The organism is Feifania hominis (assembly GCF_014384765.1).
Classification (GTDB): domain Bacteria; phylum Bacillota; class Clostridia; order Oscillospirales; family Feifaniaceae; genus Feifania; species Feifania hominis.
In genome coordinates this window covers 43,463-57,129 of sequence record NZ_JACRSP010000004.1, presented here as the reverse complement: position 1 = coordinate 57,129, position 13,667 = coordinate 43,463, and the positions used below count along the sequence as shown (strand labels likewise).

Below are 13,667 nucleotides of genomic sequence, written 5' to 3'. Positions count from 1 at the left end.
GCGCTCCCCCCTAAACTTCCGTCAGGCTGAGTTTGCAATTCGTCCAGCCCTGAATGTCGCCGGTTCTGGCATCGCGCTGCCAGAGCCCCGCCTTGCGGTCGCTGATGTACATCTGTCTTGTGATCCAGTCCCCGGCCGACTGATCCAGAAACGTGACGGAATTGACAAACTGTCCGCCATCCGACTCTTTGAATTTGCGGTTGATATCGGCCCACTGCTGCACGGTGAGGTAGTTCCAGGTCATTTCAATCTCCGCCACGTTGTCCCGTATGACCGCTCCGATGAATTTCCCTCTGACATTGCGGTCCGAGTCGACGAGGCTCGAGGTGTTTGCGCTGTAGGCCGACGGCTCGGGAAGAGCCTCGCCCCCTACGGATACCAGTGCTCTAGGCAAAGTAGACACCTCCTGTCATAATGGTCGCCCCGCGCTCGCGCTGGCGTTTTTCCACGGCAGCTGTAATCTGCTTCCCGTCCAGATAGACATTGACGTTGACATCCTGCGCACTCCGTCCGGAGAGCAGCTCCTCCTGCATAATCTGGCGCAGCAGCCCCTCCGGGGTCTCAATGTTGCGCCCGCTTCTCTGATCGCCCAGCACCGCGATAAATTCCCGGTTGGGCTGGATGACGGCGCCCGAGGCAAGACGTGGAATTTCAATGCGTGCTACTTCGTTCAGGTTAAAGCCAAAGCGGTTGCCGCCGATAAGCGGCACCCAGTCCGGAATCGAGAAGCTGATTTTATTCAGCCCCCGAATGATGAAATTGATTCCGCTGATGAAGCCATTGACAAAGCCCTCTGCAATGCTGATCAAAAAGTTCATTGCCCCTCGAAATGCGTTTTTGACGGGGTCAATCACCGTTTCCTGAAACCAGCCCGCAATTTTCTTCCACACATCTACGATGTTGTTCCAGGCCCCCGTGGCCCAGTCGGTGATTCCGGTCCAGAGCCCGCTGAAAAATTCCTTGATCGGCTCGACAATGGTATCGTGAAACCACTGCGCCACGACACCCCAGATCTCTTTGACTTTCTCCCAGCAGGCAACGGCCGCGGCCTTGATCTCATCCCAGTACTTCACCACCAGCACAATGACCGCGACCAGCGCCGCAATTCCGAGGACAATCAGCGTGATGGGCGACGTCAGAAACTGAAACGCCGCACCGAGAGCCGTTGTGACCGTGGCGGCAATGCCGGAGACTCCGTTCCAGATTGTCGTCGCGGCGGTCGCCAGTTTCTGGTACAGCTCGGTATTCTGAAAGGCGGTCGCAAGGCCGCCGATGAGCTCTTTTGTACTGTCATAGACGCCCTTTCCGTTTTCAAACGCATCGGTCAGTGTGGAAAAGCTGTCCTTGGCAAGGCCAATGCCCTGCTGAACGCCTACGACCCAGTCACCGATGTTCGCCGACTGGAACTGCTCGCCGAGCGTCGCAAAGCTTCCCCCGATCTCCGACAGTTTGCCGAGATCATCGAAGAGCGCCGAGGAGCTATTGCCGAACTCCTCCACCTGACTTGCCAGCTCGTCGCCGCCAAAGGCGTCGGAAACCGTTTTGAGTCCCTCGAGGGCGAGCTTGGCACCATCGTTGATGCCCTTGCCCCACTGGCTCATCTCGCCGCTTTCAAACAGCGCGCCGAGCTCGCTCATCTGTCCGCCGATCTTCGCGAGCGTCTCTACTTTCCCGCAGGCGTTCTGCGCGCTGTTGCCAAATGCCTCGATTTTCGAGGCGATGTCCGCGGCGCCGATTGACTGCGCCAGGGTTGACAGCCCGTCTGTGGCGAGCTGTGTCCCGTCTGCGATGCTCTTGCCCCACTGGCCCGGGTCGCCCGAGGTAAACTGCGCGTTCAGATTTGCCACTTTTCCACTCGCCTCATCGAGGCGGGAAAAGCCGTCGGCCACGAGCTGCAATTTTTGTTCAAACTTTTCAAGTTTTGCGAGCATGGCGTCCATGCTCTTGTTTGTTTCATCCACCCGTTATACACCCCCTTGAGACGGATGATCCGCCGGCGGGTGTCTCTCCCGATACAGCGCACCGTAGTCCTCCACGCGCTGCTTCATCAGGCGCCAATCCTGTGCAGGTTCCTCCTCAAACAGGGTGGGAAACGCCTTTTGAATACCGGGAAAGCGCTTTGGATCATGCACGCCGACCGCCGTCAGCGCGGCACAGCTGTAAAACAGCCACGCAAGCAGCCTCAAGCTGTCCATGCGCTGTTCCTCACGCGCCCGGACAGCCGCGCCGATCTCACCCGGCGATGCCTGCCAGAACTCCGACACCGGCAGCCCCGCCTGCAGAGCGCTGTCGAGCAGAAGATCCATGTATTCCCGCTTTTGCGGAGGGTCAGGCGTTACGCCTGACCTCTCTTGAAAAAACCGGACACCTCAAACAGCTCGGTGATCACTGCGAGAAGCTCCTCAACGGTGTGACCGCCGTCAATATAGTCGTCATAGATCTCATAGACCCGTTCCATTGTGGTTCCGGGCTGCAACGGCTGCATTGCCGCCCACAAAATCACCGTCACAGTGCCAAGCAGATTTTCCTGAATGGTCTGAAGCGCCGTGATGATCGATTTATCCAATTTCTTCTCCGCGGCGAGAATGGCCTCCGCCGTAAGGCGCAGCCTGTACTCCTCCCCGCCGACCTGCAGTGTCACAAAACGTGTCATGATGTCCTCTCTCCTCTCTTATTCCTCGCTCGGGTCGGTTACCGTGACCTCGCTCTGCAGATTCATGGTGCAGCTGAAAGTCAGAGCTCCGTTCACGGCGGCAGCATCCATCTTGACGGACACCTGGGCTTTGAACTCATGGCCTGTGCCATCCGGATAAGTCAGCTTGAACTCGCCGGTCTCACCGTTCTCCTGCATCGTTCGAAGCACGCGGTAATTCGATGTTGCACTCGAATTGTCATACAGGAATTTGAAGACCAGATCCCCCATGTCCACAATGCCGTTGACGTATTTCTTGATTCCGTCGGAGAGGGTCGTGACGTCGATCTTCTCCGGCGCGCCGCCAAACTCCGGCACTTCCATCAGGCCATCAAGCTGGGTAAACGTGTCACCGCCCGCCGCCTTATAAAGCATTTTTGTTTTGTTTGCACTCATAGCACTCATTGTTCATTTCTCCTTTTCAATTTGTTTGTTCTCTCTGGATAAACGCAATGGGTACGCTTTCCCATTTTCCGTCATCCAACATGACGATTCCCACAGGCTCCACTTGTCCGCCGTCGTCCGTCTGTGAGCTGACGGCGATCAGTGTCCCCTGCTTCTGCTGCCCGGCATACTGCCTGGTCGACAAGTCCCAGTAGCGCTCTACCAGACAGCTCACTCGAATCTCCACTGCAATGTGTTCACCTCCTTTCATCAAAAGAGCGCCGGTGCGATCCTGCGATCTGCACCGGCGCTCTCTGGCGCTCTGATGGCAATCGGTCAAATGGTTGGCCGCTGTGTGCGGCTCTATGAAAAGGGGGATTTCCCCCGTTTTCTCAGAGAACAAGAGGGGCACAAGACCTGTTTTATCCCGGCAAAGCCTGCCATAGCTGAGTCTGTGCCACCCCGTTCTATATCAAAAGCGCCGGCCGCCCCTGCGACTCCCTACGGAATCACCTGGCTGCGACCGGCGCTCTTTGACGCTCTGTGTCTATCGTATTGATCCTTTTGCACCGCGGGCACTTGATCTGCGCCCTGCCCAGAAAAAAGCCGAGCAGCCGCCCACAGTGTTCACATCGAATTTCAAGCATTTTATCACCCATTGATTATTATTTTTCTTACTGTTGATAGTATAATACATATCTATCGTACTGTCAATATGTTTATCGTATTTTTTCTAACTAAATATTGCACAAAAAAGAGATGCGCCTTTTGGCGCATCTCCGGGTGATGCTGTCGGCTATTTCAGAAGATCGATGGCGCTCTGGGGCACGTAGTTGGTACCGACTCCATCGAAGACGGTCACTCCGTCGAGCAGGGTTTTCTCCCCGTTGACATAGGCGATGTTGGTGTAGACCGGCATCTTGACCTCCACATCTCCCTTGCTGATGGTGAGAATGGGGTTGCCTTTGTCGCTGCGGTCAAAGGAGATTGTGCCGCCGATGGCCTCGACAGCCTTTCGCGCGGGCACAAAGAGCCGCTCGGTCGTCTCGTCAAGGTCCACGCCGAATGCTTTTGCCATGTAGAGGGCAATGTCGGTGTTCTCCACGGTGCCGGTAAGCTGGCTGATGTTGGCGGGTGCGTAGACATAGAGCGTCACATCCTCGCCGGTGTGGCCGCCGGTGGTAAAACCGATGTCGGCGCGGCGCGCGATCATCGGGCCGACGGTGTAGTTCATCGAGCCGTTCTCTGTGTTTTTGATCGCCTCGATTTCCTCATCGGTCAGATCGTCGATGCCGAAGTACCGGCTCATGACTTCGACCACGTTGCTGCGCTCGGCGTTGAGCACTTTCTCAAGGCCCTCGCCGGTGAGCGTCGCCTTTTTGAGCGGATCAATGAAATTTGACAGCGGCTGCTTGTCGTAGTCGCCTGTGGTCGCCGCCGAGCCGATTGACACGCCGCTGTTGCCGTGGTCGGTTGCGGCGATGACCAGTGTGTTTCCATCGGCCTTTGCAAAGTCGAGCGCCACACCCACTGCCCTGTCAAATGCCAGACAGTCGGAAATCAGCCCGATCGGATCGTTCGCGTGGGCGGCCCAGTCGATCTTGCTGCCCTCCACCATCAGGAAGAAGCCATCCTCATCCTGGCTGAGAAGTTCGATGGCCTTTTCGGTCATCTGCGCAAGCGAGGGCTCGCTCTTCGGATCGCGGTCAAACTCGTAGGCCAGCGCCGTCTCGGCAAACATGCCCCAGAGCTTACCGGAGGTGACCGCTTCCATCCCGGCGGGAGTGGTGACATACTGATAGTTCTCCTGGATGACCTCGATCAAATCGTTTCCGTCTGCGCGGCCCTGCCCGGCAAGATAGCCCGAGCCCGCGCCGAGAACCACATCGACGCCCTGGTAGACCTGCTGTTTCGAGAGAATGTCATAGTCCTTGCGGCTGGCATAGTGGGCGGTGAAGTCGGCCGGGGTCGCATGCATGATTTCGCTTGTCGCGATCACGCCGGTCGCCTTGCCCTCGAGTCTCGCCGCTTCGAGGATGCTCGCCACCGGGGCGCGTGCGGTGCCCGCCTCAAGCGGATCAAGACCGGGCATGGAGTTGACGTCCGGCAGAACGCCCACATAGCCCGTGTGGGATTTGTGTCCGGTCGCCATGGCGGTGCCGGCCGGAGCCGAGTCGGCGATAGGCGCGTCGGAGGAGTAGGTGCGCACGAGGCCCGAGGCCATGCTGTCAAGATTGAGCGCGCCGCCGCCCTGGTACCAGCGCGCGAGGGTGACCACGTCGGTCGACATGCCGTCGGGAATCAGCAAAATGACATTTTTGACCGGTGCCTTGACCTCGACTTGCTCAAGGCTCACCGCGCCGACCGAGAGCACCATGGCCGCGCTCAGCGCCAGCGCCGCAAGGACTGTGAAAAATCGTCTGTGTCTCATGAATCCACTTCCTTTTTTAAGATTACAGCCGCATTCTACCAGCCCCGTGTGCGCTCTCTGTGGCCCACCCGTAAAAACATGGTAAAAGCCCCGCCTGTGGGCAGACAGGCGGGGCCTTTGAGGGGTGGGGATTTTATGTCATTTGCGCATCAGGCGCACCATGACCGCTTTCTGGGCGTGAAGCCGGTTCTCGGCCTCATCAAAGATTTCGTCGGCGTGCTCCTCGAAGACGTCGGCGGTGATCTCCTCGCCGCGGTGGGCCGGCAGACAGTGCTGCACCATGGCGTCGGGTTTTGCCGCCGCCATGAGCTCGCGGTTGACCTGATAGCCCCGAAACGCCGCGCGGCGCTTCTCCGCTTCGCCCTCCTGGCCCATGCTGGCCCAGACGTCGGTGAAGATCACATCCGCATCCTTTGCCGCGGCGTAGAGGTCGTCGGTCATCGTAAAGGGTTTGCCCTCGGCAAAGGCCAGAATCTTCGGGTGGGGCGCATAGGCTTTCGGGCAGGCGATGGCGACCTCCATGCCGCAGATGAGTCCGCCCGCGATGAGGGAATTCGCCATGTTGTTGCCGTCGCCGATAAAGGCGATCTTGAGCCCGCGCAGCGCGCCCTTGTGCTCTTTGATGGTCATGAAGTCGGCGAGCACCTGGCAGGGGTGGGCGTAGTCGGTCAGCCCGTTGATGACCGGGATGGTCGCATATTCGGCGAGCTGCTCCACGGTCTCCTGCGCAAAGGTGCGGATCATGATGCCGTCGATGTAGCGCGAGAGCACCCGCGCGGTGTCGCAGATCGGCTCGCCGCGGCCCATCTGGATGTCGTTGGTACTCAGAAACAGGCCCTGTCCGCCAAGCTGGTAGATGCCCGTCTCAAAGGAGACCCGCGTGCGGGTCGAGGACTTCTCAAAGATCATGCCGAGCGTCTGCCCCTCGAGATAGGGGTGCGGCTCGCCGCTTTTGAGCTTCTGCTTCAAGTCGATGCCAAGGTCGATCAAATCGAGAATATCCTCCTCGGTGAGCTCGCCCATGGACAGTAAATCATTCTGTAACATATTGTCTTCCCCTCTCAGTCGCCCCAGAGACTCAGCACTTCTTTCAGAATGCCGAGGCTCTCGTCGATGGTCTTGTCGTCTATCACCAGCGGCGGCAGCAGCCGCAGCGTATTGCCGCCCGCCGTGAGCGCCAGCAGGCCCTTGCCGAGCAGCTTGAGCGCCGTGTCCTTGGCGTCCATGCCATCAAGCTCGACGCCGATCATGAGCCCCATGCCGCGCACATCTTTGACATGGGGGCTCTCAAAGGCGCGGATGGCCGCCATCATGCGCTCGCCTTTCTTTTTGACGCGGTTTAAAAAGCTCTTTTTCGCCACCCGGTCGAGCACCACGTTCGCGCCCGCACAGGCCACGGGATTGCCGCCGAACGTGCTGCCGTGGTCACCCTTGCCGAGTACGGCCTCGGTCTTCTCCGAGAAGAGCACCGCACCGATCGGCAGGCCGCCGCCGAGCGCCTTTGCGAGCGTCGTGATGTCGGGCTTGACGCCGTACTGTTCGCTCGCGAGAAAGGTTCCCGTGCGGCCGACGCCGGTCTGCACCTCGTCGAAGATCACCAGCAGATCCCGCTCGGCCGCAAGTTCAAACACTGCCCTGACATAGTCGTGATCGAGCGGATAGACGCCGCCCTCTCCCTGAACGGGCTCCATCATGACGGCGCAGGTGCTCTCGTCCACAAGTGCGCGCAGCGCCTCAATATCTCCCGCCGGCGCGTAGGCGAAGCCCTCGGCAAAGGGGAAGAAGCTCTGGTGAAAGACCTCCTGCCCGGTGGCGGTCAGCGTGGCGACCGTGCGGCCGTGAAAGGAATTTTTCAGCGTGATGATGCCGCCGCGGTCCCTGCGGTGGTACTTGTCAAAGCTGTACTTTCGCGCGGCTTTGATCGCGCCCTCGTTGGCCTCGGCGCCGGAATTGGCAAAGAAGACTTTCCGGTAACCCGTCGCCTCGCAGAGCTTTTGCGCGAGAGAGATCATGGGCTCGGTGTAGTAGTAATTTGACGTGTGTGCGAGCTTTGCCGCCTGCTTTGCCACGGCTCTGGCCCACTTTGTATCCCCGTAGCCGAGCGCGCTCACCGCGATGCCCGCGCCGAGATCGATGTAGCGTCTGCCCGTGGTGTCGGTGAGAATGCAGCCCTTGCCGCTCTCAAAGGCGACCGGGAAGCGCCCGTAGGTGTGGGCGACGTACTGGCTCTCCTGCTCGGCGAGTTGTTCGAGTGTCATGGCAGTTCCTCCTATTTCAGAGCGTCCTTGTCCCCGACGATCATGGTGCCGATGCCCTCGTCGGTGAGCATCTCCACCAGAATCGAGTGGGGCACGCGCCCGTCTATGATATACGCCCGGCCAACGCCGCCTCTGAGGGCGTTGACGCAGCAGTCAATCTTCGGGATCATGCCGCCCTTGATCACGCCGTCGCGCTTGAGCAGATCCACCTCGCCCGCGCGGATGACCGAGATCAGGCTCGCCTCGTCCGCCGCGTCGCGCAGCACGCCGCGCACATCGGTGAGCAGCACCACCTTGAGCGCGCCGAGCGCCTCGGCGATCTTCGCCGCGGCCGTGTCGGCGTTGATGTTGTAGCAGCAGTCGTCGTCCACGCCCTCGGCGACGGTGGCGACCACGGGGATGTAGCCGTCCTCCAGCGCGTCGACAATCGGGGCGATGTTCACATCCGTAATCTCGCCGACGTAGCCGTAGTCGACGCCGGGCTCCTCGAGCTTTTTCGCCTGGATGAGCGAGCCGTCGAGCCCGCAGAGGCCCACGGCGCTGCCGCCCTTTTTCTGAATCAGCGAGACGAGGTCCTTGTTGACCTTGCCCGAGAGCACCATCTGCACAATGTCCATGGTCTCGGCGTCGGTGTACCGCAGGCCGTTGACAAAGCGGCTCTGCTTGCCGATTTTGTCGAGCATCTGTGAGATCTCCGGCCCGCCGCCGTGCACGAGCACCACATGGATGCCCACAAGGGACAGCAGCACAATGTCGCTGATGACCGCATCCTTGAGCTCGCCGCTCACCATGGCGTTGCCGCCGTATTTGACCACAATGGTCTTGTTTGTGTATCTCTGGATGTAGGGCAGCGCCTGTACCAGTACGCCCGCCTTGTTGTAGCTGTCTTCCATATTGCCTCCTCAGGTGCGGTAGTCGCCGTTGATCTTCACATAGTCGTAGGTGAGATCGCAGCCGTAGGCCACAGCCTCAGCCTCGCCCTCGTGCATTTCGATGGTGAGCGTGATCTCCTTCTCGCTGAGAATCCGCTTGGCGAGCTCCTCGGAAAACTCCACCGAGCCGCCGTTTTGGCACACGAGAATGTCGCCCGCCGCCGAGTGAAAGCTCACGTTGACTTTCTGCGGGTCAAAATCGACGCCCGAGTAGCCCAGCGCGCAGAGGATGCGCCCCCAGTTTGCGTCGGCGCCGAAGAAAGCGGTCTTGACCAGCGACGAGCTCATCACCGACTTTGCGAGCACCCGGCCGCTCGCGGTATCCCGGCAGCCGCGGATGTGGCACTCGAGGTACTTGGTCGCCCCCTCGCCGTCGGCGGCGAGCATTTTGACGATGCTGCGGCAGACCGACAAAAGCGCTGCCTCAAAGGCCTCGTAGTCCGGCCCGGCGCCGGTGATCTCGGCGTTTTGCGCCTGTCCGTTTGCCAGTAGAATCACCATGTCGTTGGTGCTGGTGTCGCCGTCGATCACCAGGCAGTTGTAGGTCACGCCGACCACTTCACGCAGCGCCCGGTCGAGCATCGCGGAGCTGATGGCGCAGTCGCTCGTGATGAACGAGAGCATGGTCGCCATGTTGGGGTTGATCATGCCCGAGCCCTTGGCGATGGCGCCGATGCGGGCGGTCTTTCCCCCGACGGTGAACTCCGCCGCCGCCTCTTTGGGATAGGTGTCGGTCGTCATGATGGCGACCGCCGCGTCGTGCCCGCCCTGCGGCGAGAGCTCGCCGACGAGCTGCGGCAGTCCCGCCGCAATGACGTCGACCGGCAGCGGCTGGCCGATGACCCCGGTCGAAGCCACGGCGACGTCGGTCGTCTTCACGCCGAGAAGCTGCGCGGCGGCCGCTGCCATCTGCTCGGCTTTCTCGACGCCGTCGGTCTCACAGGTGTTTGCAATGCCGCTGTTGCAGAGAATGGCGCGGCAGTTTCCCGCTTTCATGTGTTCCTTTGTCACGCGGTTCGGCGCGCCCTTGACGACGTTCTGCGTGTAGACTGCCGCCACGTTCGCGTCACAGTCGGACACGATCAGCGCCAGATCTTTCTTTGTCTTGTTTTTGCGGATGCCGCAGTGGATGCCCGCGGCCCGAAATCCCTTCGGGGCAGTGACGCCCCCCTCAACTGGCTTCATGCTCTCTCCTCCATTTGAAATTGCCGGCGGTTGCCCGCCGGCAATTTGGCTCTGTCAACTTTAAAATGCCGGCGGCACCATCGTAAGGCCCATCGTCTCGGGCAGACCGAAGCGCACGTTCATGTTCTGGATCGCCTGGCCCGCCGCGCCCTTGACCATGTTGTCAATGGCCGCCACGACGATGAGCGTGCCCGTGTGGGCGTCCTCGTGCAGCGAGATGTCGCAGTAATTCGAATATCTGACATTCTTGACGTTCGCGATGTCCCCCGCGCGAAGCACCCGCACAAAGGGCTCTTTTCGGTAGAAGTCCTCATAGGCCGCGTGGGCGCGCGCAAGGGTCGCACCGTCGGCAAACTTCAGATACATCGTCGAGAGAATCCCGCGGTTGATCGGCAGCAGGTGCGGGGTGAACACCACCTGCACCTGTGTGCCCGCCATCTTCGAGAGAGTCTGCTCGATCTCCGGCGTGTGGCGGTGGGCGCCGATCTTATAGGGGGCAAAGCCCTCGTTGAGCTCGGCGTAGTGGGTGTTCTGCGTCAGACCGCGCCCCGCGCCCGTGACGCCCGACTTCGAGTCGATGACAATCGACCCGGTCTTGACAAGACCGCCCATCAGCGCGGGCCAGAGCCCGAGCGCAACGCTCGTCGGAAAGCAGCCGGGGTTGCCGATGACCGGCGCCTTTGCAATTTCGGCGCGATTCCACTCGGTCAGACCGTAGACCGCTTTTTCGTGGAGCTCGGGCCGCTTGTAGGCCTGCTTATACCACTTCGCGTAGACCGCCTCGTCGTCGAGGCGGAAGTCCGCGCCCATGTCGATGAAGACCGCGCCCCGGTCGACACACTTCTGTGCGAACTCCTCCGAGACGCCGGCGGGCAGACTGCCGAAGACCACGTCGCTGCCCGCGATCACCTCGTCGGAATGGGTGAGCTTGCGCTCTTCAATGCCATAGAGGTTCGGGTAGACCGTGTCAATGCCCTGCTCCTCGAAGCTCACGGAGCTGATGGCCGCGATCTGCACCTCGGGGTGGCTCTGTAAAATCCGTAAAATCTCGACGCCGGCGTAGCCGGTCGCGCCGATGATGCCAGCTTTGATCATACGCGTCTCCTTTAAATGGTCTTGAGGAACTTCTTGAGACTCTCCATCTGCTTTGTCACCGAGTCGTGCGAGGGGCCGCCCTCGACCTTGCGCTCGTTGACGCAGGTGCGAAGCGCGATGGCGTCGTAGACGCTCGCGTCAAACTCGCTGCAGATCGAGCAGAAATCCTTGAGCGTGAGAGTCTCGAGATACTCGTCGTGCTCAATGCAGTAGCTGATGAGCTTGCCGACGATCTTGTAGGCGTCGCGGAAAGGAATGCCCTTGCGCACGAGGTAGTCGGCGCAGTCAGTGGCGTTGATGAAGCCGCCCGAGGCCGCCTTTCTCATGTTGTACTGCTTGACGGTCGCGGTCTTGAACATATCGGCGAACACGTCGAGGCAGAGCTTGACCGTGTCGACCGCGTCGAAGATGGCCTCCTTGTCCTCCTGCATATCCTTGTTGTAGGCCAGCGGCAGACCTTTCATCATGGTCAGAAGCGTCATCAGGCTGCCGTAGACCCGCCCGGTCTTGCCGCGCACAAGCTCGGCCACGTCGGGGTTTTTCTTCTGGGGCATGATCGACGAGCCGGTCGAATAGGCATCGTCGAGATCGAGAAACTGAAATTCATTCGAGCACCAGAGGATGACCTCCTCCGAGAAGCGCGAGAGGTGCATCATGATGATCGACAGGGCCGACGCAAACTCAATGACAAAGTCGCGGTCGGCGACCGAATCCATCGAGTTCTCGGTGACTCTGGCGTAGCCGAGCTGCTTTGCCACCGACTGGCGGTCGATGGGAAAGGTCGAAGTCGCAAGCGCGCCGCTGCCGAGCGGCATCTCGTCCATGCGCTTATAGGTGTCCTGAAGCCGGCCGACATCGCGGCGGAACATCTGGGCGTAGGCCATCATGTAGTGGGCGAATGTGGTCGGCTGCGCGCGCTGTAAATGGGTGTAGCCCGGCATGATGGTCTCCATGTTCTCCTGCGCTTTGTCGTAGAGCACGCCCTCGAGCTTTTTGATCAGGGCGATGACCTCGCCGACCTCCTTTTTCAAATGGGAGCGCATGTCGAGCGCGATCTGGTCGTTGCGGCTGCGCGCGGTGTGCAGCTTCTTGCCCGTGTCGCCGATGCGCTCGGTGAGCAGCGTCTCGATGTTCATGTGGATGTCCTCGGCGTCCACCGTGAACTCCACCTTGCCGCTCTCAATGTCGGCGAGAATTCCCTGAAGCCCCTCGACAATCTGCTTTGCCTCCTCGGCGGTGACAATGCCCACCTCGCCGAGCATGGTCGCGTGGGCGATGCTGCCCTCGATGTCCTCGCGGTAGAGGCGCGCGTCAAAGCCGATGGAGGAGTTGAAGTCGTTTACCTTTTTGTCGGTCTCCTTCTGAAACCGTCCTGCCCAGAGTTTCATGGCACTCTCCTACTTCTTCTTGTTCTCGAGCATGGCCTTGACCTTGATCGGCAGACCGAACAGGTTGATAAAGCCCTGCGAATCCATCTGGTCGTACACATCGTCCTCGCCGAACGTGGCCATCTCCTCGCTGTAGAGGCTGTAGGGAGAGGTCGCCGAGGAGGTGATGATGTTGCCCTTGTAGAGCTTGAGCTTGACTTCGCCCGTCACGGTCTTCTGGGTGTCGTCGACAAACGCCGAGAGCGCTTCGCGCAGCGGGGTGTACCACTGGCCGTTGTAGACGAGGTCGGCGAACTTGAGCGCGACCTGCTGCTTGTAGTGGAAAGTCTCCTTGTCGAGGCAGAGGGTCTCGAGCACCTCGTGGGCCGCGTAGAGGATGGCGCCGCCGGGGGTCTCATAGACGCCGCGCGACTTCATGCCGACGAGCCGGTTCTCGAGCAGATCGACAATGCCGATGCCGTTCGCGCCGCCGATCTCATTGAGCTTTTCGATGAGGGTCACACCGTCCATCTTGACGCCGTCGAGGCTCACCGGCACGCCCTTTTCAAAGCCGAGGGTGACATAGGTCGCCTTGTCGGGCGCCTTCATCGGCGAGACGCCCATCTCGAGGATCTTGTCGAGCTGCGGCTCGTTTGCCGGATCCTCGAGGTCGAGGCCCTCGTGGCTCAGATGCCAGAGGTTCTTGTCCTTGCTGTAGTTGGTCTCCTTGGTGACCGGAATCGGAATGTCGTGCTTCGCGGCGTACTCGATCTCGTCCTCACGGCTCTTGAGCTCCCAGGTGCGCCACGGGGCGATGATGGCCATGTCGGGCGCAAAGGCCTTAATGGTCAGCTCAAAGCGGACCTGGTCGTTGCCCTTGCCGGTGCAGCCGTGGGCGATGGCGTCAGCCCCCTCGGCCTTGGCGATCTCGACAATGCGCTTGGCGATGACCGGCCGCGCAAAGGAGGTGCCGAGCAGATACTTGTTCTCATAGACGGCGCCCGCCTTGAGCGTCGGGAACACAAAGTCGTCGACAAATTCGCTCTTGAGATCCTCGATGTAGAGCTTCGACGCGCCGGTCTTGATGGCTTTCTCCTTGAGGCCGTCCAGCTCCTTGCCCTGCCCGACATCGGCGGCGACCGCTATGACTTCACAGTTGTCGTAGTTCTCCTTGAGCCACGGAATGATGACCGAGGTGTCAAGGCCGCCCGAGTAGGCGAGAACCACTTTTTTAATCTGTTTTTTCTGGTTGTTCATGATAAAATCCCCCGTATTGTTTTTAGATTGGTCCCATTATACGCCCGGGAAGAGGGTTTTGCAAGG

At 60.1% G+C, this 13,667-nt stretch carries 15 protein-coding genes; all 15 read right to left on the bottom strand.

The features are described from left to right. Positions 1-10 precede the first annotated feature (10 nt). Positions 11-394, bottom strand: a complete 384-nt coding sequence (locus tag H8695_RS09340) for a hypothetical protein (RefSeq protein WP_249300919.1) — start codon at positions 392-394, stop codon at positions 11-13. Then, entirely contained in the window at positions 387-1,961 is a 1,575-nt protein-coding gene (locus H8695_RS09335) for a phage tail tape measure protein (protein ID WP_249300917.1), read from the bottom strand. Before H8695_RS09335 ends, H8695_RS09340 begins: the two co-directional genes overlap by 8 nt. A gap of 3 nt (positions 1,962-1,964) precedes the next feature. Continuing rightward, positions 1,965-2,306 (bottom strand): hypothetical protein, encoded by a 342-nt coding sequence (locus H8695_RS09330; RefSeq protein WP_249300915.1) that lies wholly within the window; start codon positions 2,304-2,306, stop codon positions 1,965-1,967. A gap of 29 nt (positions 2,307-2,335) precedes the next feature. Next, positions 2,336-2,653: a DUF6096 family protein gene (locus H8695_RS09325; protein WP_249300914.1), complete on the bottom strand. Its 318-nt coding sequence runs from the start codon at positions 2,651-2,653 to the stop codon at positions 2,336-2,338. 18 nt (positions 2,654-2,671) lie between these two features. Beyond that, positions 2,672-3,097 (bottom strand): phage tail protein, encoded by a 426-nt coding sequence (locus H8695_RS09320; RefSeq protein WP_249300911.1) that lies wholly within the window; start codon positions 3,095-3,097, stop codon positions 2,672-2,674. Positions 3,098-3,113: 16 nt separating this feature from the next. Further along, a complete protein-coding gene (locus tag H8695_RS09315) occupies positions 3,114-3,347 on the bottom strand; it encodes a hypothetical protein (RefSeq protein ID WP_249300910.1) in 234 nt (77 codons plus the stop codon). Positions 3,348-3,585: 238 nt separating this feature from the next. Then, positions 3,586-3,723 carry a zinc finger domain-containing protein gene (locus H8695_RS11710; RefSeq protein WP_430413292.1) on the bottom strand — a complete coding sequence of 46 codons (138 nt, stop codon included), beginning with the start codon at positions 3,721-3,723 and terminating at the stop codon, positions 3,586-3,588. Between the two features lie 149 nt (positions 3,724-3,872). Then, positions 3,873-5,507, bottom strand: coding sequence for an alkaline phosphatase (locus H8695_RS09310; RefSeq protein WP_249300908.1), 1,635 nt, complete (start codon positions 5,505-5,507; stop codon positions 3,873-3,875). Between the two features lie 138 nt (positions 5,508-5,645). Then, positions 5,646-6,554, bottom strand: coding sequence for an ornithine carbamoyltransferase (gene argF, locus H8695_RS09305; protein ID WP_249300906.1), 909 nt, complete (start codon positions 6,552-6,554; stop codon positions 5,646-5,648). A gap of 14 nt (positions 6,555-6,568) precedes the next feature. Next, positions 6,569-7,765: an aspartate aminotransferase family protein gene (locus tag H8695_RS09300; protein ID WP_249300904.1), complete on the bottom strand. Its 1,197-nt coding sequence runs from the start codon at positions 7,763-7,765 to the stop codon at positions 6,569-6,571. A gap of 11 nt (positions 7,766-7,776) precedes the next feature. After that, on the bottom strand, positions 7,777-8,658 hold the full coding sequence (gene argB / locus H8695_RS09295; RefSeq protein ID WP_249300901.1) for an acetylglutamate kinase: 882 nt from the start codon (positions 8,656-8,658) through the stop codon (positions 7,777-7,779). Between the two features lie 9 nt (positions 8,659-8,667). Beyond that, positions 8,668-9,882: a bifunctional glutamate N-acetyltransferase/amino-acid acetyltransferase ArgJ gene (gene argJ / locus H8695_RS09290; RefSeq protein WP_249300899.1), complete on the bottom strand. Its 1,215-nt coding sequence runs from the start codon at positions 9,880-9,882 to the stop codon at positions 8,668-8,670. Between the two features lie 60 nt (positions 9,883-9,942). Further along, positions 9,943-10,977, bottom strand: a complete 1,035-nt coding sequence (argC, locus tag H8695_RS09285) for an N-acetyl-gamma-glutamyl-phosphate reductase (RefSeq protein WP_249300897.1) — start codon at positions 10,975-10,977, stop codon at positions 9,943-9,945. Between the two features lie 11 nt (positions 10,978-10,988). Beyond that, positions 10,989-12,365 carry an argininosuccinate lyase gene (gene argH / locus H8695_RS09280; protein ID WP_249300895.1) on the bottom strand — a complete coding sequence of 459 codons (1,377 nt, stop codon included), beginning with the start codon at positions 12,363-12,365 and terminating at the stop codon, positions 10,989-10,991. A 9-nt stretch (positions 12,366-12,374) separates the two neighbouring features. Then, positions 12,375-13,601 (bottom strand): argininosuccinate synthase, encoded by a 1,227-nt coding sequence (locus tag H8695_RS09275; RefSeq protein ID WP_249300893.1) that lies wholly within the window; start codon positions 13,599-13,601, stop codon positions 12,375-12,377. Positions 13,602-13,667: the final 66 nt, after the last annotated feature.